General features: G+C 66.7%; 23 protein-coding genes. 9 read left to right on the forward strand and 14 right to left on the reverse strand.

What is annotated here, in order from left to right; all coding sequences use genetic code 11:
• Window positions 1–306: 306 nt before the first annotated feature.
• Genes ACG00X_RS19800 through ACG00X_RS19815 form a run of 4 tightly spaced genes read left to right on the forward strand, consistent with a single transcriptional unit; the run spans window position 307 to window position 5,526 of the window.
• Window positions 307–2,229 (forward strand): PrkA family serine protein kinase, encoded by a 1,923-nt coding sequence (locus tag ACG00X_RS19800; protein WP_394490708.1) that lies wholly within the window; start codon window positions 307–309, stop codon window positions 2,227–2,229.
• A 48-nt stretch (window positions 2,230–2,277) separates the two neighbouring features.
• Window positions 2,278–3,558 carry a YeaH/YhbH family protein gene (locus tag ACG00X_RS19805; protein WP_394490710.1) on the forward strand — a complete coding sequence of 427 codons (1,281 nt, stop codon included), beginning with the start codon at window positions 2,278–2,280 and terminating at the stop codon, window positions 3,556–3,558.
• The gene (locus ACG00X_RS19810) at window positions 3,555–5,156 is read left to right on the forward strand and encodes a SpoVR family protein (RefSeq protein ID WP_394490712.1); all 1,602 of its coding nucleotides are present in this window, start codon (window positions 3,555–3,557) and stop codon (window positions 5,154–5,156) included. The genes ACG00X_RS19805 and ACG00X_RS19810 overlap by 4 nt, the downstream gene beginning before the upstream one ends.
• 25 nt (window positions 5,157–5,181) lie before the next feature.
• Window positions 5,182–5,526, forward strand: coding sequence for a hypothetical protein (locus ACG00X_RS19815; RefSeq protein WP_394490714.1), 345 nt, complete (start codon window positions 5,182–5,184; stop codon window positions 5,524–5,526).
• 10 nt (window positions 5,527–5,536) lie between these two features.
• Here ACG00X_RS19815 and sugE read toward each other — a convergent pair whose 3' ends face one another.
• From sugE to bla, 7 genes are all read right to left on the reverse strand, one after another.
• Window positions 5,537–5,851 carry a quaternary ammonium compound efflux SMR transporter SugE gene (sugE, locus tag ACG00X_RS19820; protein ID WP_394490716.1) on the reverse strand — a complete coding sequence of 105 codons (315 nt, stop codon included), beginning with the start codon at window positions 5,849–5,851 and terminating at the stop codon, window positions 5,537–5,539.
• Window positions 5,852–5,927: 76 nt separating this feature from the next.
• Window positions 5,928–6,305, reverse strand: coding sequence for a VOC family protein (locus ACG00X_RS19825; RefSeq protein WP_394490718.1), 378 nt, complete (start codon window positions 6,303–6,305; stop codon window positions 5,928–5,930).
• Window positions 6,306–6,329: 24 nt separating this feature from the next.
• Entirely contained in the window at window positions 6,330–6,788 is a 459-nt protein-coding gene (locus tag ACG00X_RS19830) for a GNAT family N-acetyltransferase (protein ID WP_394490720.1), read from the reverse strand.
• 118 nt (window positions 6,789–6,906) lie between these two features.
• Entirely contained in the window at window positions 6,907–7,596 is a 690-nt protein-coding gene (locus tag ACG00X_RS19835; RefSeq protein ID WP_394490722.1) for an ArsR/SmtB family transcription factor, read from the reverse strand.
• Complete coding sequence (locus ACG00X_RS19840) at window positions 7,593–7,916, reverse strand: antibiotic biosynthesis monooxygenase family protein (RefSeq protein ID WP_394490724.1); 324 nt, start codon at window positions 7,914–7,916, stop codon at window positions 7,593–7,595. The genes ACG00X_RS19835 and ACG00X_RS19840 overlap by 4 nt, the downstream gene beginning before the upstream one ends.
• Complete coding sequence (locus ACG00X_RS19845; protein WP_394490726.1) at window positions 7,913–8,224, reverse strand: NIPSNAP family protein; 312 nt, start codon at window positions 8,222–8,224, stop codon at window positions 7,913–7,915. The genes ACG00X_RS19840 and ACG00X_RS19845 overlap by 4 nt, the downstream gene beginning before the upstream one ends.
• 108 nt (window positions 8,225–8,332) lie before the next feature.
• On the reverse strand, window positions 8,333–9,196 hold the full coding sequence (gene bla, locus ACG00X_RS19850; RefSeq protein WP_394490728.1) for a class A beta-lactamase: 864 nt from the start codon (window positions 9,194–9,196) through the stop codon (window positions 8,333–8,335).
• 134 nt (window positions 9,197–9,330) lie between these two features.
• Between bla and ACG00X_RS19855 the strand changes: the two genes are divergently transcribed.
• Together ACG00X_RS19855 and ACG00X_RS19860 are read left to right on the forward strand one after the other, a co-directional pair.
• Window positions 9,331–9,894 (forward strand): outer membrane beta-barrel protein, encoded by a 564-nt coding sequence (locus ACG00X_RS19855; RefSeq protein WP_394490730.1) that lies wholly within the window; start codon window positions 9,331–9,333, stop codon window positions 9,892–9,894.
• Window positions 9,895–10,116: 222 nt separating this feature from the next.
• Complete coding sequence (locus tag ACG00X_RS19860) at window positions 10,117–12,321, forward strand: TonB-dependent receptor (protein ID WP_394490732.1); 2,205 nt, start codon at window positions 10,117–10,119, stop codon at window positions 12,319–12,321.
• 67 nt (window positions 12,322–12,388) lie between these two features.
• On the opposite strand, the gene ACG00X_RS19865 is transcribed toward ACG00X_RS19860, so the two are convergent.
• From ACG00X_RS19865 to ACG00X_RS19880, 4 genes are all read right to left on the reverse strand, one after another.
• On the reverse strand, window positions 12,389–12,787 hold the full coding sequence (locus ACG00X_RS19865) for a VOC family protein (RefSeq protein WP_394490734.1): 399 nt from the start codon (window positions 12,785–12,787) through the stop codon (window positions 12,389–12,391).
• A gap of 192 nt (window positions 12,788–12,979) precedes the next feature.
• Window positions 12,980–14,497: an IS5 family transposase gene (locus ACG00X_RS19870; protein WP_394490736.1), complete on the reverse strand. Its 1,518-nt coding sequence runs from the start codon at window positions 14,495–14,497 to the stop codon at window positions 12,980–12,982.
• A 153-nt stretch (window positions 14,498–14,650) separates the two neighbouring features.
• Entirely contained in the window at window positions 14,651–15,388 is a 738-nt protein-coding gene (locus tag ACG00X_RS19875) for a hypothetical protein (RefSeq protein ID WP_394490738.1), read from the reverse strand.
• A complete protein-coding gene (locus ACG00X_RS19880; RefSeq protein WP_394490740.1) occupies window positions 15,385–16,794 on the reverse strand; it encodes an FAD-binding oxidoreductase in 1,410 nt (469 codons plus the stop codon). The genes ACG00X_RS19875 and ACG00X_RS19880 overlap by 4 nt, the downstream gene beginning before the upstream one ends.
• Before the next feature lie 88 nt (window positions 16,795–16,882).
• Here ACG00X_RS19880 and ACG00X_RS19885 point away from each other — a divergent pair, with 88 nt between their 5' ends.
• From ACG00X_RS19885 to ACG00X_RS19895, 3 genes are read left to right on the forward strand one after another with little or no spacing between them, the layout of a single operon-like run.
• A complete protein-coding gene (locus ACG00X_RS19885; protein ID WP_394490742.1) occupies window positions 16,883–17,113 on the forward strand; it encodes a hypothetical protein in 231 nt (76 codons plus the stop codon).
• A gap of 37 nt (window positions 17,114–17,150) precedes the next feature.
• The gene (locus ACG00X_RS19890) at window positions 17,151–17,735 is read left to right on the forward strand and encodes a cob(I)yrinic acid a,c-diamide adenosyltransferase (protein WP_394490744.1); all 585 of its coding nucleotides are present in this window, start codon (window positions 17,151–17,153) and stop codon (window positions 17,733–17,735) included.
• A gap of 21 nt (window positions 17,736–17,756) precedes the next feature.
• Entirely contained in the window at window positions 17,757–18,173 is a 417-nt protein-coding gene (locus tag ACG00X_RS19895; RefSeq protein WP_394490746.1) for a GFA family protein, read from the forward strand.
• A gap of 20 nt (window positions 18,174–18,193) precedes the next feature.
• Here the strand turns inward: ACG00X_RS19895 and ACG00X_RS19900 are convergent, their stop codons facing one another.
• Genes ACG00X_RS19900 through ACG00X_RS19910 form a run of 3 tightly spaced genes read right to left on the reverse strand, consistent with a single transcriptional unit; the run spans window position 18,194 to window position 19,207 of the window.
• Complete coding sequence (locus tag ACG00X_RS19900) at window positions 18,194–18,496, reverse strand: hypothetical protein (protein WP_394490748.1); 303 nt, start codon at window positions 18,494–18,496, stop codon at window positions 18,194–18,196.
• On the reverse strand, window positions 18,493–18,879 hold the full coding sequence (locus tag ACG00X_RS19905; RefSeq protein WP_394490750.1) for a phage holin family protein: 387 nt from the start codon (window positions 18,877–18,879) through the stop codon (window positions 18,493–18,495). Before ACG00X_RS19905 ends, ACG00X_RS19900 begins: the two co-directional genes overlap by 4 nt.
• 19 nt (window positions 18,880–18,898) lie before the next feature.
• Complete coding sequence (locus ACG00X_RS19910; protein ID WP_394490752.1) at window positions 18,899–19,207, reverse strand: ElaB/YgaM/YqjD family protein; 309 nt, start codon at window positions 19,205–19,207, stop codon at window positions 18,899–18,901.
• Between the last annotated feature and the right edge of the window lie 7 nt (window positions 19,208–19,214).

Raw genomic sequence — 19,214 nt, forward strand, 5'->3', positions numbered from 1 at the left:
TGCAGGGCTTGCGACAAGCTCGACGCGACCCGAGGGTAATTCCATGAAAAGTGTCGGGTCTTGTCCCCCGCGGCGGGCGTATGCTGGACTACGCTTCCTGCCGAACATCAACCGCGTTGTTGAGGTGCGTCTGGCGGCTTATTCTTGCGATTGACCGGCCAACCGCGACAGCAAGCTCAGGCTGTCGACACGCCGAGTGGAGAGTTCTGATGACGCCTTGCAGTTGAGGCGCGATCAGAACCCCCCAGTTCCCGCGAACACGGCTCGTGCGCGCGGCCCTGTGGGTTCAAACCGCAGGAGATCGGCATGGACGTCATCAGCCATTTCGCAGCTCGCTACGAGCGCACGAAGGTCGAGGAACTCACGCTGGAGGAGTACCTTGCCGAGTGCAAGCGAAACCCCCTCGCGTACGCCACCGCAGCGGAGCGGATGCTGCAGGCCATCGGCGAGCCGCAGATGCTTGACACGCGCAACGATCCGCGCCTGTCGCGCCTGTTCGCCAACAAGACCATCAAGATCTATCCGGCCTTCGCGGAGTTCTACGGGCTGGAAGAAGCGATCGAGCAGGTCGTGTCTTACTTCCGGCACGCCGCGCAGGGTCTGGAAGAAAAAAAGCAAATCCTCTATCTGCTGGGACCGGTGGGCGGCGGCAAGAGTTCCATCGCCGAGCGGCTGAAGGTGCTGATGGAACATGTGCCGTTCTATGCGCTGGCGGGCTCGCCGGTGAACGAGTCGCCGCTGGGCCTGTTCGACCCCGTCGAGGACGGCCCGCTGCTGGAGCGCGACTTCGGCATCCCGCGCCGCTACCTGAACCGCATCCTGTCGCCCTGGGCCGTCAAGCGGCTCGACGAGTTCGGTGGCGACATCCGCAAGTTCAAGGTCGTCAAGCGCTACCCGAGCGTGCTCAAGCAGCTGGGCGTGGCCAAGACGGAACCGGGCGACGAGAACAACCAAGACATCTCGTCTCTCGTCGGCAAGGTCGACATCCGCAAGCTCGAGACGTTCGCACAGGACGACCCCGATGCCTACAGCTATTCCGGCGGCCTGTGCCTGGCCAACCAGGGCCTGCTGGAGTTCGTCGAGATGTTCAAGGCACCGATCAAGGTGCTGCACCCGCTGCTGACGGCCACGCAAGAGGGCAACTACAAGGGCACCGAAGGCTTCGGCGCCATTCCGTTCGATGGCATCGTGCTGGCACACAGCAACGAGAGCGAGTGGAAGACCTTCCGCAACAACAAGAACAACGAGGCCTTCCTCGACCGCGTCTACATCGTCAAGGTGCCGTACTGCCTGCGCGTCAGCGAGGAGGTCAAGATCTACGAGAAGCTCATCCGCGGCTCGTCGCTGGCCGAGGCCAAGTGCGCGCCCGGCACGCTGAAGATGATGAGCCAGTTCGCGGTGCTCACGCGCCTGAAGGAACCCGAGAACTCGTCGCTGTATTCCAAGATGCAGATCTACGACGGCGAGAACCTGAAGGACACCGACCCGCGCGCCAAGAGCTATCAGGAGTACCGCGACTACGCCGGCGTCGACGAGGGCATGAGCGGCATCTCCACGCGCTTCGCATACAAGATCCTGTCCAAGGTCTTCAACTTCGACTCGGCCGAGGTCGCCGCGAACCCGGTGCACCTGATGTACGTGCTGGAGCAGCAGATCGAGCGCGAGCAGTTCCCCAAGGAGATGGAGGAGAAGTACGTCGGCTTCATCAAGGAACAGCTGTCGCCACGCTACGCTGAGTTCATCGGCAAGGAGATCCAGACGGCCTATCTGGAGAGCTACTCGGAGTACGGCCAGAACATCTTCGACCGCTACGTGACCTATGCCGACTACTGGATCCAGGACCAGGAGTACCGTGACACCGACACCGGCGAGGTCTTCGACCGCGCGGCGCTGAACGCCGAGCTGGAGAAGATCGAGAAGCCGGCCGGCATCTCCAACCCCAAGGACTTCCGCAACGAGATCGTCAACTTCGTGCTGCGGGCTCGCGCCAACAACGCCGGCAAGAACCCGCTGTGGACCAGCTACGAGAAGCTGCGCACCGTCATCGAGAAGAAGATGTTCTCCAACACCGAGGAGTTGCTGCCCGTCATCAGCTTCAACGCCAAGGCCAGCGCCGAAGACGCCAAGAAGCACGAGAACTTCGTGCAGCGCATGGTCGACAAGGGCTACACGGCCAAACAGGTGCGGCTGCTGTGCGAGTGGTACTTGCGCGTGAGGAAGTCGAGCTGAACATGAGCCCCTCGGCCGACGCTTGCGTTGGCCTGCGGAAAGGTAGCGATGTCGCTTCAGCAAATCATCGACAGACGACTCTCGGGCAAGAACAAGTCCATCGGCAACCGTGAGCGTTTCCTGCGCCGCCACAAGGAGCAGATCCGCGAGGCCGTGAAGCGCGCGGTGGACGGCCGCGGCATCCGCGACATTGAGCGCGGCGAGGACGTGAAGATCCCGAAGCGGGACTTGAACGAGCCCGTGTTCGGCCACGGCGACGGCGGCGTGCGGGAGGTGGTGCGGCCCGGCAACCAGGAGTACGTCAAGGGCGACCGCGTGCCCAAGCCCAAGGGCGGGCAAGGCGGTGGCAGCGGCGCGGGCGAGGCCAGCGACTCCGGCGAAGGGGAGGACGACTTCGTCTTCCACCTCAGCAAGGAAGAGTTCATGCAGGTCTTCTTCGACGACCTCGCCCTGCCCAACCTCGCCCGCACGTCGCTGGCCGACACGCCCGAATGGAAGTCGCAGCGCGCCGGCTTCGTCTCCGACGGCACGCCCACAAACCTGCACGTCGTGCGCTCGATGCGCGGCGCATTAGGCCGGCGCATCGCGCTGGGCATGGACAAGCGCCGCGAACTGCACGAGCTCGAAGCCCGCGAGCAGGAGCTGCTGAAGGAAGACCGCCCTGAGACGCCACGCCTGCTGGCCGAGACGCGCGAGCGCATTGCGCTGCTACGCAGCCGGCTGGAGGCCATCCCCTTCCTCGACCCCATCGACCTGCGCTTTCGCGCCCGCACGCGCATCCCGGTGCCGACGACGCGCGCCGTCATGTTCTGCCTGATGGACGTGTCCGGCTCGATGGACGAAGGCCGCAAGGATCTCGCCAAGCGCTTCTTCATCCTGCTCTACCTCTTCCTCACCAGGCACTACGAGAAGATCGATGTCGTCTTCATCCGCCACCACACCCAGGCGCAGGAGGTGGATGAGCAGAACTTCTTCCACGCCACCGAGACGGGCGGCACGGTGGTCTCGTCGGCTCTCGTGCTGATGGAGCAGATCATCAAGGAGCGTTACTCGCCCACCGAGTGGAACATCTACGGCGCCCAGGCCAGCGACGGGGACAACTGGCACCACGACAGCGGCCGCTGCCGCGAACTGCTGGCCGACAAGATCCTGCCGCTCTGCCGCTACTTCGCCTACGTGCAGGTCGCCGAGCCCGAACAGAACCTCTGGGAGGAATACCAGAAGCTGCAGGACGACGTGGCCCACTTCGCGATGCGCAAGGCCGTCGAGGCCTCGCAGATCTACCCCGTCTTCCGCGAGCTGTTCAAGAAGGAAGGGGCCGCGGCATGAGTTGCAAAGAGGATCGACGCCACCCCGAGCGCGCCGCCGTCCCGCCCAAGGGCATCGCCGACCGCCGGCAACGCCAGCCGCTGCAGCGCATGCGGCCGCTGCCGCAACGGCCCGGCCAGCCGCTGCCGTCGCCCAATGACTGGACCTTCGAGCTCATCGAGGAATACCACGCCGTCATCAAGGAAACGGCCGAGCGCTTCGGCCTGGACACCTACGCCAATCAACTGGAGGTCATCACCGCCGAACAGATGATGGACGCCTACGCGTCGGTCGGCATGCCGGTGAACTACCGCCACTGGAGCTACGGCAAGGAGTTCATCGCCACCGAGCGCAGCTACAAGCGCGGCCAGATGGGCCTGGCCTACGAGATCGTCATCAACTCCGACCCCTGCATCGCCTACCTGATGGAGGAGAACACGCTGGCCATGCAGGCGCTGGTCATCGCCCACGCCTGCTACGGCCACAACTCGTTCTTCAAGGGGAACTACCTGTTCCGCATGTGGACGGATGCCTCGTCCATCATCGACTACCTCGTCTACGCCAAGAACTACGTCGCCGACTGCGAGGAGCGCCACGGGCTGGACGCCGTCGAGACGCTGCTGGACAGCTGCCACGCGTTGATGAACCACGGCGTGGACCGCTACCGCCGGCCGGCCAAGCTGTCGCTCGCCGAGGAGCGCGCGCGGCTGAAGGACCGCGAGCACCACGCGCAGATGCAGGTCAACGACCTCTGGCGCACGCTGCCCAAGAAGCCCGACCGCCCCGACGAAGCCGCCGAGAGCCGCCGCTTCCCCGAGGAGCCGCAGGAGAACCTGCTGTACTTCATCGAGAAGAACGCGCCGCTGCTGGAGCCCTGGCAGCGCGAGATCGTCCGCATCGTCCGCAAGATCGCGCAGTACTTCTACCCGCAGCGTCAGACGCAAGTCATGAACGAGGGCTGGGCCACCTTCTGGCACCACCGGTTGCTCAACCAGATGTACGACGACGGCTACCTGAGCGACGGCATGATGATCGAGTGGCTGAAGTCCCACACCAACGTCGTCTACCAGCACCCCGGCGCCAACCTGAACCCCTATGCGCTGGGCTTTGCGATGTACACCGACATCAAGCGCATCTGCGAGAACCCCACCGCCGAAGACCGCGACTGGTTCCCCGACATCGCCGGCAGCGACTGGCTGCCCACGCTGGATCACGCGATGCGCAACTTCAAGGACGAGAGCTTCATCGGCCAGTACCTGAGCCCGAAGATCATGCGCGACTTCCGGCTCTTCTCCATCCTCGACGACGAGGCCAAGAGCGAGTACGAGATCTCCGCCATCCACGACGAAGGCGGCTACCGCCACCTGCGCCAGGCGCTGTCGCGCCAATACGACCTCTCCACGCGCGAACCCAACATCCAGGTCTGGAACGTGAACCTGCGCGGCGACCGCTCACTCACGCTGCGCCACCAGCAGCACATGAACCGGCCGCTGCACGACAACGCGCAAGAGGTGCTCAAGCACGTCGGCCGGCTGTGGGGCTTCGCGGTCAACCTGGAAAGCGTCAACAGCCGCGGCGACGTCACCCGCCGCTGGAACGTGCCCGCCCAGGCGGGCTGAAGCGGCCTCCCCGATACTGACCCCCATGTACCGTCCCCTGCTCTCGCTTCTCCTGCTCCCGCTGTTCTCGCTGCCCGCCTCTGCGGCCGGATTGACCGAACGCCAGGCCTGCCTCAAGCTCATCAGCACCGCCCATGCGCTGCGCCTGGCGGGCCCCGACAAGCGCGGTGACTACCGCTGCCGCCGCCATGCGACGGATGCCGACTTCGTGTTCACGCTGCGCTTTGACGGCCCCAAGGAGCCCGACGACGCCACCCACCTGCTCGGCTACTACGCCGTCGACCCCACCACGCGGGACATCTACGAGTGGGACATCACGCTGCAAAAGCGCGGCGCCGTGCTGGTGGTGCCGCAGCGCAAGAAGCGCTGAACCAGCGCCGTCAGGACGCCAGTTTCAACCCCACGATGCCGGCCACGATCAGCCCCAGGCTGACCAACCGGCCCACGCTGGCCAGCTCGCCGAACAGCACGATGCCCAGCGCCGCCGTGCCGACCGCGCCCACGCCCACCCACACGGCGTAGGCGGTGCCGACGGGCAGCGACTTCATCGCCACGCCGAGCAAGCCCACGCTGAGCAGCATGGCCGTCACCGTGCCGACGCTCGGCCACAGCCGCGTGAACCCCTCGGTGTACTTCAGGCCGATGGCCCAGCCCACCTCCAGCAAGCCGGCAACGACGAGCAACAGCCAAGCCATGGTTTGAACACCTGTGATGAAGAGAGGCCGGCATTGTGCCGACCGCACGCCCCGCGGCGGCCCGTGGGGCCACCGCCTACCGGTAGCAGCGGATCTCGATCAGGTGCCGGTTCGGGTCGTTGAAGTACAGCGTCGGCCCGCTCCCGCGCGCGCCCACCTCGCTGCCCACGCCGGTGTTGGTGCCCACCGCATCGAACGTCGGTCCGTAGCCCAGGCCGGCGGTCTGGATGCGCGCAAAGATGGCGTCAAACTCATCGGGCGACACGGCGAACGCATAGTGCTCCATGCCCGGTGTGCCCCACGGCGCCAGCTGCAGCTGGCAGTCAGGCCCCACGCGCACGACCGTGAACGGCCCGTCCTGGCCGGCATCGGTGAAGCCCAACACCTGCGTGTAGAAGCGCAGGCTCGCGTCGAGGTCGTTGACCTTGAGGATCAGGTGGTCCAGCGTCGCCATGCGGTTCTCCGTTTGACCAACATCTCACGTCTGCACATCCTTGGCATAGGCCGCGTAGACCTCGTCGCGCCGCCATCCCAGCGACTCGTAGACCGCCTGCGCCGTCTTGTTCGTGTGCGCCGTCGTCAGCTCCAGCCGCGTGCGGCCGGTGTTGCGCGCATGGCGCTCAGCGGCCAGCAACAGCGCCCGCCCGGCGCCCGAGCGGCGCATTTCGGGCACGACGAACAGGTCCGACAGCGAGTAGATGGGCTTGGCGTCGATGGAACAAAAGATGGGGTAGAGCTGTGCGAAACCGACGGCCTGCTGCTTGTCGTTCAACGCAAGCAGGATGGTGGATTCATCGCGCTGCAGCCGGTCACGGATGAAATGCCGCGCCGCAGCGGCGTCAGGTGCCTGCTCGTAGAACTGGCGGTAGGCGTCGAAGAGCGGGGCGACGAGGTCGAGATCGGCCGGCGCGGCGGTTCGGATTCGGAAGCTGTTCATGGGATGGGCTTGTAAAGGCAAACGCCCGATGTGCGTCTGGGTCGATCTCCCTAGTTCGCGACGCCATCCGAGCAGCGCCCGTCTCACGGAGCCGCCGTACGCCGGCATCAAGCCGGCATCAAGCCCGCATCCACGCCGCCCAGGCGCGATGCCCCGGCGGCATGAGCTGCAGCTCGCGCGAGCCGGCAACACGCCGCAGCCAGCCACGCTCCACCATCGCCTCCAGCCATGCCACCGCCAGAGGCCCTGCGAAATGGTCGCGCCGTTCTGACCAGTCCACGCAGTCGTAGAGCACACGCCCCGTCGCCGCAGGGCCGTCGGGCATCAGCTCGGCCAGCGCCTGCCGGCCCGCATCGCTGACCTCATACCGCCCATCCGCCGCGGCCCTCACCCAACCCTTGGCCAGCAGCGTCTCACGCCACTTCACACCCAGCTCGCCGGCCAGATGCCCGTAGCAGCTGCGCGCATGCCGCAGGCCGCGCATCTCGGGTTTCTGCCAGCGCTTCAGGTCGGCAGCCGGGCCAGCGTCGCGGCCATCGGCCACGCGCAGCAGGGCTTCCAGCGCGTGGGCCACGTCACCATCCGCCAGGCCGAAATAGCGGTGCCGGCCCTGCGGCCGCACGCGGGCCAGGCCCTCGTCGACGAGCAGCTTCAGGTGGGCCGACATCGTCGGGGCCGTCACGCCGGCATGTGCCGCCAGCTCGCCCGCCGTGTGCAGGCGACCATCGAGCAGCCGCGCAAGCACGCGCGCCCGGGTCGGGTCGGCAATGGCCGCCGCCACACGGGCCAGGCGAGGCTCCGAATTCACCTCGGCACCTGCTCGCGGTCGCTCAGGCCGTAGTCCCGCACGACATGCGCCACGCGCAGCCGGTAGTCGGCAAACAGCCCGCCACGCCCGGCGGCTTGCGCCTCGCGGTGCTGCGCCAGCTCGCGCCAGCCGCGCACGGCGGCCTCATCGCGCCAGAAGGACAGCGACAGCAGCTTGTCCGGATCGGTCAGGCTCTGGAATCGCTCGACCGACACCAAGCCGTCCTGCTGCGCCAGCAGCGGCTTCAGCGCCGCGGCATGGTCGAGGTAGGCGGCACGGCCCGCTGCGGTCGGCCGCGCTTCGAAGATCACGGCGATCATGGGCACACATCCTCGCAGAAGCTGCGCTGCTCGCGGCGGATGAAGCGCTGCGCCTGCGCGAACTCGAAGTTGGCACGCGCCTCGGGGTCGGCCTTCAGCCGCGCGCGGTAGGCCTCGTAGTCGGCCAGCGAGTCGAAGCCCACCAGCCCCCAGGCTTCGTCGTTGCTGCCCTCCCAGGGCAGCCAATAGCCCAGCAGGCGCCCGCCCAGGCGGGGAATGATGCGAGCCCAGTTCTGCGCATAGGTGCGAAAGGCCTCGCGCTGGAAGGGGTCCAGCTCGTAGCGGATGAAACAGGTGATGGCGGCCATGCGGCGGCTCCGTGAAGTGGAGCCGCCACTGTGCGCGGCGTGGGCCCGCCGATGCTTAGGCCCGCAACGAAACGTGGCCCAAGGGCAAACTTCGCAGCGGGCCTCGCGTCACGCCCAGGCCTTCACCAGCCACCGCATGGCCTGGGCATGCACGTCGGACAACGCGTCGGTGCCGGCCGTGGAGTCCGATTGCAGCGCCGCCACCACCCACGGCGCCCGGCCCTCGGGCGGGAACACCAGCGCCACATCGTTGACCGCACCGCGCATGCCGGTGCCCGTCTTGTCCAGCACCCGCCAGCCTTGGGCGGGCACGCCGGCACGCAGCCGCTTGAGCCCCGTGCGGGAGGCCTGCAGGTCGGCCCACAGGCGCGCCTGGCTGGGCCGCGTCAGCCCCGGGCCCAGCAACAGGTGTTGCAGTGTGGTGGCGAAGGCGCGCGGCGAACTGGTGTCGCGCTCATCGCCCGGCGCGTTCGCGTTCAGCTCCGTCTCCCAGCGGTCCAGCCGGGTGACCGTGTCGCCCTGTGCGCGCAACCAGGCGGTCAACCCTGCGGGCGACTCGCAGCAGTGGCGCAGCAGCACGTTGGCGCAGGGGTTGTCGCTCTCGATGACGATGCCCGCGCACAGCTCGGCCAGCGTCGCCCGGCCGCGCGGCAGCCAACGGTCGAAGGCCGGCGAATGCGGCACGCGTTCGCTGTCGCGCAGCGGCACCTCGTCCTCCCAGCGCCAGCGCCGCTGCTCCACGCCCTGCGCCACCCGCGCGGCGAGCAGGATCTTGAAGGCCGACGCGGTGGCGAAGCGCTCGTCGGCGCGGTGCGCCAGCGTGCGGCCGCTGCCCGTGTCGACGGCGAAGAAGCCCAGCCGGCCGCCAACGCGTTGCTCCAGCGCTGCGAACTCAGGCGTCGAAGCGGGATCGGCCGCAGCCGCGGCCCACGGCGACAGCGCCCAGGCGGTGATGAGGTGGCGGCGTTGCATGCCGGCATTCTGGCGGACGGCAATGTTCACGCCGGTGTTGCTCGCATACATCCCGATACCGGCAAACGCGACGGTCCCCACTACATTCGCGCCGCCGTCAGGAGGACGGCGTTGTTCAAAACATAAACCTCAACATGAAAAAGCAAATCGCTGTCGTCGCCGCCATGCTGGCACTGTCTGTCAACTGCCAGGCCGAGGGCCTGCGGCCCATCGTGGGCGCCAGCATCACCGGCGGCGGCGAGACGCTGCTCGAGCTCCATTACACGGACGGCAGCACCCAGAAGATCCGCAGCGGCGGCTTCCTGCACATGTTCGGCGGCGCCGAGTACGAGTTCGACAACTTCGCACTGCAGGCCAACATCGGCTACCACGTCGACGACAGCACCGCCAAGAACGGGTCGGCCAAGTTCGCGCGCTGGCCGGTCGAACTGATCGGCCTCTGGAAGATCGACAACAACCTGCGCGCGGGCGTCGGCGTGCGCAAGGCCACAGGAGCCAAGATCAGCAGCTCGGGCGCGTTGTCCTTGGGCGGCTCGATCGATCTCGAAAGCAAGGCAGGCTTCATCGTGCAAGGCGAATACCTGTTCACGCCGCAAATGAGCGTGCTGGTTCGCTATGTGAACGAGAGCTACGAGATCGGCCGCGGCATCGAGATCCAGGGCAACCACGTCGGCCTGGGTGCCAGCTACCGGTTCTGATGCGCCAGCGGGGCCGCCAGCGGCCCCGCTGCATCGCGGGTCAACCGGCCCTGTCGCGGTGCATTTCGCACCACGATCGCCCTCGTCGGGCGCTGAAGCTGACAACTTCGTCGGACTTGCGCAACACCCCCCGCCATGACAGGCGGCATCGCGCCTGGGTATCCGCACAATCGACGCCGGCCCTGCATTTGGGGCCGTTTTCAATTCTGGAGTCGTCGTCCGATGAACGCACCGCGCCTGAGCCTGATGGCCCTCGCACTGATCACCGCCCTGCCCGCCCTGGCTCAGGAAACCCAGGCCAAGGACCGCAGCCAGCTTGAAGCCGTCGTCATCACGGCCGAGCGCCGCGCCGAGAACATCCAGGACGTCCCCAGCGCCGTCAGCAAGATCAGCGGCGAGAAGCTCGACGTGCTGGCCTCCGGCGGCCAGGACCTGCGCTTCCTGTCGGGCCGCGTGCCCAGCCTGAACATCGAATCCAGCTTCGGCCGCGCCTTCCCGCGCTTCTACCTGCGCGGCTACGGCAACACCGACTTCCGCCTGAACGCGTCGCAGCCGGTCAGCGTCATCGTCGACGACGTGATCCAGGAGAACCCCATCCTGAAGGGCTTCCCGATCTTCGACACGGCCGCCGTGGAAGTCGTCGCCGGCCCGCAAGGCACACTGTTCGGCCGCAACACGCCGGCCGGCGTCGTCAAGTTCGACTCCGTCAAGCCCAGCCAGAAGCAGGACGGCTACGTCAGCGCCACCGTGGGCAACTACGGCACCGTCAACCTCGAAGGCGCGGCCAACCTGCCGCTGTCGGGCGACTGGGCCGCGCGCATCTCGGCACAAACCCAGCGCCGCAGCGACTGGGTGGACAACACCGCCCCTAACGCCGTGACGCCCAAGACCGAGGGCTACCGCGACAGCGCCGTGCGCGGCCAGGTGCTGTACGAGCCGCACAAGCAGTTCAGCGCGCTGCTCAACGTGCACTTCCGTGACCTGGACGGCAGCCCCCGCCTGTTCCGCGCCAACGCCATCAAGCGCGGCACCAACGACCTGGCCGACGGCTTTGACGCCGAGAAGGTCGCCTTCGACGGCGTCAACGAGCAAACGCTCAAGCAAAGCGGCGGCAGCCTGCGCCTGAAGTGGTCGCTGCCCGAGCTGAACATCTACTCGATCACCGGCGGCGAGCACGTCAAGCCGCTGTCGCGCGGCGACATCGACGGTGGCGTCCTCGGCCAGGCCGGCATCCCCTTCCCCTCCGAGACCGGCAGCGGCATGAACGGCCACCGCCAGCTGACGCAGGAAGTGCGCCTGGAGTCCAACACCAGCGGCCCGATGAGCTGGCAAGCCGGCGTGTACCTCTTCGACGAAAAGTACACGATCGACAACATCACCTACGACACGACGACCCACGTCGCCAACGACCACATCTACTCGGAGCAGACCAACAAGGCCTGGGCCGTGTTCGGCTCGGTGAACTACGCCGTCAACAAGGACCTGACGCTGCGCGGCGGCCTGCGCTACACCAAGGACAAGAAGGACCTGGCCACCACGCACGCCGGCTCGGGCGGCTTCAACACCTCCACCGGCACCTCGGCCAGCACCGACGACGGCAAGTGGAGCGGCGACCTGTCGGCCACCTACAAGCTCGACGCGACGACCAACGTCTACGCGCGCTTCGCCAACGGTTTCCGCGCCTCATCGATGCAGAACGCCTCGGCCTTCGCGGGCCAGTCGCAGGCCGGCCCGGAGAGCGTGAACTCCTACGAAATCGGCTTCAAGAGCGAACTGCTCAAGCGCACGCTGCGCCTGTCGGGCTCGTTGTTCACCTACACCGTCAAGGACCTGCAGCTCACCGCCGTGGGCGGCAGCAGCAACGCCACCCGCCTGCTCAACGCCAAGAAGGCCACCGGCAACGGCGCCGAGCTGAACCTGGAAGCGCTGATCACGCCTGATCTGCTGGTCACCTTCGGCGGCTCGCTGAACAACACAAAGATCAAGGACGCCGCGCTGGGCGTGCCGCCGGGCGGCTCGCTGCAGGTGGGCACGGCCTTCCCCACCGTGTTGGACCCGATGGTCGGCGGCAACGCCATGGTCGACGGCAACCCGCTGCCCAACGCCCCGAAGTGGACGGCCAACCTGACCGCCCGCTACAGCATGCCGCTGGCCGACGGCAGCGAGGTCTACGTCTACACCGACTGGGCCTACCGCTCCAAGGTCAACTTCTTCCTGTACGAGGCCACCGAGTTCACCGGCAAGGCGCTCACGGAAGGCGGCCTGCGCGTTGGCTATATCTGGGGCAATGGCAAGTACGAAGCCGCCGGCTTCGTGCGCAACATCACCAACCAGATCCGCGTCACCGGCGCCATCGACTTCAACAACCTGACGGGCTTCATCAACGACCCGCGCACCTACGGCGTGCAGTTCAAGGCCATGTTCTAAGGCCTGGCCTCAGCTGTGCAAACGCCGCCTTCGGGCGGCGTTTTTCATGGGCCTCGCGGCGGCGCGATCAGGCCTTGGGCACGCGCCACACGGCACAGAGCTTGTTGCCGTCGGGGTCGCGCACATAGCTCAGGTGCATCGCCCCCAGCGCCCCTTCACGCAGGCCGGGCGGCTCTTCGATGGACGTACCGCCATGGGCCACCGCCACGTCGTGGAAGGTCTTCACCTGCTCGGCCGATTCGCACTTGAAACCGATGGTGCCGCCATTGGCATGGCAGGCCGGCTCGCCGTTGATGGGCTGGCTGATGCCGAAGCTGTTGCCCGCGTGGCGGTAGAACACGCGCTGGTGGCCCGACGGCGCCGTGTTGCGCACGCCCTCCGGCGCGCCGAGCACGGCCAGCACGGCGTCGTAGAAGCGCTTGCTGCGCTCGATGTCGTTGCTGCCGACCATGAGGTGGTTGAACATCGTCTGTCTCCTGGATGAGGTGGGAAAGCGCAGCATTGTGGTCAAGTCCGGCCGGGCCGCTGTCACCACGGTGCCGCGCGGCGCCGGCCACGCTGCGGGCGCATGCTCCTGCGGTTGCCGTCAGCGACGGCAGCCCACACCGTGACGCCACTGGAACTCAGTAGTCAGACCTGCAAATTCCGAATCGCAAGTTCAAGCGACTGCGACGAGGTCGTTGGACCAGCGGCGCACTGGCGTCGGGAGCGCGATTGCGCTGCGTGGCCCGTGCGGTGGCGCAGCCGGGGCGCGCAAGCTGGCCGGCAAGCCGGTGAGCTGTTTCGCGCATAGGGCCATCAGGGCCAAAAAAACATGCTTCAGCCCGCTGGCGCCGAGCTGGCGCAGCAGCGCCCGCATCAGCCAGCGGATGTTGAACCCGGCCGCGCACAGCACCGCGTGCAGCGCGTCGCCGTCGCCGCCCTTGAGCCAGCAGCGCTGCATGCCGTGGTCCTGCTTGGTGTGGCCGATCAGCGGCTCGATGGCTCGGCGCCGCTTGAGCCAGCGCTTTTGCTCCTGGCTCAGGGACTTGTGCTTGCCCCGGTGGATCAGCTCGACCGGCGCAATCTCCTTGTCCACGCCGCGATAGCCCAGGTCGACGACCGCGATCTTCGGCGCCGCGCCGATGTCTTGCAGCAGCGCGCCGGCCTGTTCCAGTTGGGCGGCCAGCGTGTGGCCGTCGAACGGGTTGCCGGGGAACGACCTGGCCCCCACCATCAGCCCGCTCTTGTGTGTGACCGCCAGGCTGACCTTGACGCCGAACTCGTAGGGCTTCCTGGCCTTGCCCTTGCCGATGCACTCGACCTCCGGCGCGTGCAGCGCGTAGAGCTTGTTCTTGTCGCTGGGGCGCTGGGCGTGGATGCGCTCGGCGCGCTGCAGCCAGACCTCAAGCTGCGCCTGGGCGACCTGAGTCAGCGTCGTCATCTTGCGCCGCACCTCGCGCAGCAGCACCCCGAGGATGGTGCGCTGGCGGCGCAGCACCTGGCGCAGCCGCTTGAACTGCTTGGCGTGGGCATAGCCACCGGCCCTGCGGCGCAGCGTGCGGCCTTCGCGCTCGTAGGTCATCTTGAGCTTCAAGCCTGCTCGCTGAGCCAGCCGCACGATCTTCTCGCGCGCCACCTCCAGCAAGCGGCTGTCGGTCGGGTGGGCAATGGCCTTCTCCTGCACGGTGGAGTCCACGATCACGCGCTCGAACTCAGGCTTCTTGACGGCCTTGATCGCCAGCGCCGTCTCGATGGTGGTCTTGAGCAACTGCTCGACGCCGGCCTCGCCCAGCACGCGGCGAAAGCGCCCGATCTGCGTGGCGTCGCACGGCAGCTTGGTCTGGTAGTACTCCATGCCGCTGAACAGTTGCCAGACGACGTTCTCGCTCCAGCGCTCGCACACGGACTCGTCGCTCTCGTTGAAGGCGTGCTTGAGGTACAGCAGCGAGACCATGAGCCGGATGGGCAAACGCGGGCGCCCGGCGCGGCTCACGCCGCCGGCGGTCACACACGCGGTGGTGCCGAACAGGTCGGCGTCGGCCATCAACTTCCCCGAGCGGGCCTTGCGCGCGAACAGCGGCGCAAGCGAGGACTCGATCTGCGCCCAGGGCATCCGCTGGGCCAGCACGGCCAGCGGGTGGCGAGGGTCCACCATGCCGTCCAGTCGCGCTCTGAAGAAGTCATCCGTGGCCATCAACTCGCCTCCCAAAACTCCCAGCAACTGGTGGGGATTGAATATCTTCCTGGGAGTTCTGACCATTGGCACTCACCCGGAAAACCTAGTGTTCATGCGGGTTGGCGGGGTTCTGCAGGGCCGACTAATTACTAAATTTTTCGCAAATCATAATCATCCACCATCAAACTGAGCATAGACGACCAGTTTTCCTTCTCTAATCGCCGTTTCGCAGAGAGCCAACAAAGACTTCAGGTAGGCAAATAGGTAGTTGAAATCGTCACCGTCATCCACTTTCGGGTTCAACGATGCGGTGGAATTGTGTAAGCACTCCAAAATATCATATTCCGACCTGCCTTGGTCCGCTATGGCAATTAGCTCAGACGGGTGCGTTTCAAAGCGATCAAATAATTCTCTTATAGTTTCAACAACGGAATTAAGTCGATCTCCGCCTAGCACTGTTGCATAGCATCCATCTTCACATAGCCATGGCTCGCAATACAAGAAATCAAGACACGATATTCCGTACCTTTTGGATATGCATTCGACCACCAAAGCCAGCCATCCTTTATAAGAACCTCCAGAAAGCATGTTACCTTGCTTGTAACCAACCTCGAGCAACTCGTAAATCTTCTCCGGAGTTTCTAGTCGATCAGGCAATAGTCCCGAATCCATTGCAAAGGCAAACGCTGGGAACGTGCGAGCCATCGCCTCTGGGCCTAACGTGTTCTCGGCAGACAGCCAACGCCCGTGATGCAGGCGCACTGCGCCATGAATCGCCGCATAGCGGAATCGCCAAGCAATTGAATCTTCATAAGAATTCTCCCTTTCAGCCGCATTCCCTGCAGCATTGAATTTCCAGCAACAGCGGCAGGTCGTGACAGGTTCTCTTACCGCCGCTGACCACGTCAACCGGCGAATACCTTCCCCGGATTCATGATCCCCGCCGGGTCCAGCGCCGCCTTCACCGCACGCATCAGGGCCACCGCTTCCGCCCCCGTCTCGTCCAGCAGAAACCCCTGCTTGTGCAGCCCGATGCCGTGCTCGCCGGTGCAGGTGCCCTCCAGCGCGATGGCCCGCGCGACCATCTGCGCGCTGAGCCGCTCGGCTGTCACCAGTTCCTCCGGCCGGGCGGGGTCCAGCAGATAGGCCATGTGGAAGTTGCCGTCACCCACGTGGCCGACGATGAAGTAAGGCAGGCCGGCGGCCTCGACCTCTTCGATCGATGCGTTGATGTTCTCGGCCAGCCGCGAGATGGGCACGCAGGTGTCGGTGGTCACCGCGCGGCAGCCGGGGCGCATCTGCAGGCCCGACAGATAGGCGTGGTGCCGCGCCGTCCACAGCCGCGTGCGGGCCTCGGGCGTCGTCGCCCACTCGAAGGCTTCGCCGCCGAACTCGGCCGCCACGCCCTGCACGGTCGCTGCCTGCTCGGCGACGCCGGCCTCGCTGCCGTGGAACTCCATCAGCAACATGGGTTGTTCCTTCAACCCCAGCTTGTCGTGCGCGTTCACGGCGCGAATGGCGTTGGCATCCAGCAGCTCGCAGCGCGCGATGGGCACGCCGAGCTGGATGACCTGCATGGCCGTGCGCACGGCCGCGTCGATGCTGGGGAAGAAGCACACGGCGGCCGACAGGGCCTCGGGCAGCGGGTGCACCTTCACCGTCAGCTCGGTGATGACGCCCAGCGTGCCCTCGCTGCCGATGAGCAACCGCGTCAGGTCGTAGCCCGCGCTACTCTTCTTCGCGCGTGAGCCGGTGCGCACGATCTCGCCGTTCGCGGCAACGAAGCGCAGCGCCAGCACGTTCTCACGCATCGTGCCGTAGCGCACCGCGTTCGTACCGCTGGCGCGCGTGGCGGCCATGCCGCCCAGGCTCGCATCCGCGCCGGGGTCGATGGGGAAAAACAGCCCTTCGTGCTTCAACGCCTCGTTCAGCTGCCGGCGTGTGACGCCCGGCTGCACCGTCACGGTGAGGTCGTCGGCGTCGACGCGCAACACCTGGTTCATGCGCGACACATCCAGGCAAACGCCACCACGCACGGCGAGCAAATGACCTTCCAGCGACGACCCCGCGCCATAAGGAATGAGCGGCACACGGTGCGCGGCACACAGCGCAACGACCTGAGCCACTTCGGCTTCACTGCCGGCAAAGACCACTGCCTGGGGCGGCGGTACGTCGAAGACGGATTCATCGCGCCCATGCTGCTCGCGCACGGCCAGCGCCGTGGAACAGCGCGCGCCGAACGCGGCCTGCAAGGCGTCGAGCAGGGGCTGCGACAAGGGCAGCACGGCGGCTTCGACAAGGGCGGGCGCGTTCATCGACGGACTCCTGATCCAGATCAGCCCATTGTGTTGCAGCGCCGAGCCGCCAGTGCCAGCATGGCATCTCCAACCTGGGAGTGCTGCCATGACCCTGACCTGGCTGTTGCTGATCCTGGCCGTTGCGCTCGTGGCGCTCGGCACCCTGCGCTTCGATGTGCTGGCGGCCCGCTGGCGCGAGCTGATGGGCCAACCCCGGGCCGGCCAGGCACCGCCGCCCAAGCCGGGCACGCAGCCCGTGCCGCACGGTGCCGGCCCGCAAGCCCATGCGGACGCGGTGCAAAAGCCCGACTTCCATCGCAGCGGGCGCCGGCACTGACGAGAATGGCGGTCTCGACACCCTCGCAGACCGCCACATGGGCAACCGACTCTCCCAGATCGCCACCCGCACCGGCGACGACGGCACCACCGGCCTGTCCGACGGCAGCCGCGTGCCCAAGAACCACCTGCGCGTGCAGGCCATGGGCGATGTCGATGAACTGAATTCCCACCTCGGCCTGCTGCTGGCCGAGCCGCTGCCCGACGACGTGCGTGAACTGCTCGTGACGATTCAGCACGAGCTGTTCAACCTCGGCGGCGAACTCTCCTGGCCCGGCGGCGAGCTGCTGAAAGACGCCGCCGTGCTGCGGCTGGATGAAGCGCTGGCGCACTACAACGAGCATCTGCCGCGCCTGAAGGAGTTCATCCTGCCGGCCGGCACGCGCAGTGCGGCCATCGCGCACGTATGCCGCACCGTGGCGCGCCGCGCCGAGCGGGCCGTCATCACGCTGGCCGCGACAGAGCCGATCCGCGCCGCGCCACGGCAATACCTGAACCGCCTGTCCGATCTGCTGTTCGTGCTGGCCCGCGTGCTCAACCGCGCCAACCTCGACGGCCTCGGTGGTGATGACGTCTACTGGCAGAGCGAGCGCATGAAGCGCCTGGACGCCGCCGATCACTGAACACTGAACACTGAAATGACCATGAATATCACCGGCCAATGCCACTGCGGGGCCATCCGCTTCACGGCCCTGGTAGACCCCGCCAAGGTCTTTGCCTGCCACTGTGCCGATTGCCAGATCTTCTCCGGCGCGCCGTTCCGGGCCGTCGTGCCCGTTCCGGCCGGCCAGGTCCAGATGACGGGCTCGCCCAAGCATTACGTCAAGGTGGCGGCCAGCGGCAACCGCCGCGCTCAGGCCTTCTGCGCCGATTGCGGCACGCAGCTGTACGCCACCGAAGCCGACGAACCCAAGACGCTCAACATCCGCCTCGGCTGCGTGACGGAACGCGCACAGCTCAAGCCGACGGTCCAGCTGTGGCGAGCCTCGGGCATGCCGTGGCTGCACGATCTCGATGCGGCCCCGGCGCACGGCCGCGGCCGCGACAGCCCGCTCCTCTAGGGTCAACAGGCCCTCACCGGTCAGCCCCTCTGGCGGAACAGCCGCCAGGCTAGCCACGCCCAGCGCAGGCCGCGCCAGACGCGACTGCGGCGCTGACCGCGACCGGCCGCGAAGAAGGCAGCACCGCCTCCCAGCGTGGCCAGCACGATCGGGTTGGACAGCAGGTTGCGCCAGGCCATCAGCCGCACCGCCCAACCGTCGGCGCGGCCGCCCAGGTCGTCGACCGCCACGGCGGCCTGGCCGCGCAACAACTCGGAAGCGAGCAGCAGGTTCGCCTTGCGTTCCGCGCGCTCGGCGGGGTCGGCCGGGATCTTGGGAATCATGGGCCGGGGCGGCGCCGCAGCGCGTCGGCGTCGGCGCGCAGCTCACCGATGCTGGACTGGAACAGGCTCGCGGGCTGCGCGATCAAGGCCTTCACCTTCAGCATGGCCACCACCGCAGCCGCGATGAGCACCACCGTGCCGCCGGCAAGCGCCAGCAGCCGATGGCTGTCCCACAGCGCCACGGTGACGAGCGTCAACGCCATCAACAGGCCGAAGCCCGCCAGCAATGCGCCCAGCACGGCCCACAACAGCAGGCCGGCGATGCGCTCCTTCTCCTCCTGCGCCTCGATGGCGAACAGCTCGAGCCGGATACGCCCGAGCGTCAGCAGCGAAGCACCGAGCCGCCGCAGCGGCGCGGAGACGGGTTCCTTGTCGTCGCTCAAGGGGCTGCCTTTGCGTTGATCAGCGGCGGCCGATCAGCACGCCGATCGCCAGGCCGACGGCAGCGGCAACACCGACCGCCTGCCAGGGCTTGGCGTGGACGTAATCGTCAGTTGCGGAGGCAGCGTCCTTGGCGCGCTGGATGGCTTCGTGCTGGGCGTCCAGCAGCTTTTCCTTGGCGCCGGACAGGCGTTCCTGGATGCGGGCGCGCAGTGCCTTGACCTCGACGTCGGCCTTGTTGGTCGTGGCGGTCATCAGCGCATCGACGTCGTCCATCACGGCACGGAAGTCGGTGGCCAGCTTGTCCTTGGCTTGGGCGGTTTCGCTCATTTCGGGC

Source organism: Pelomonas nitida, from assembly GCF_043555975.1.
Classification (GTDB): domain Bacteria; phylum Pseudomonadota; class Gammaproteobacteria; order Burkholderiales; family Burkholderiaceae_C; genus Pelomonas; species Pelomonas nitida.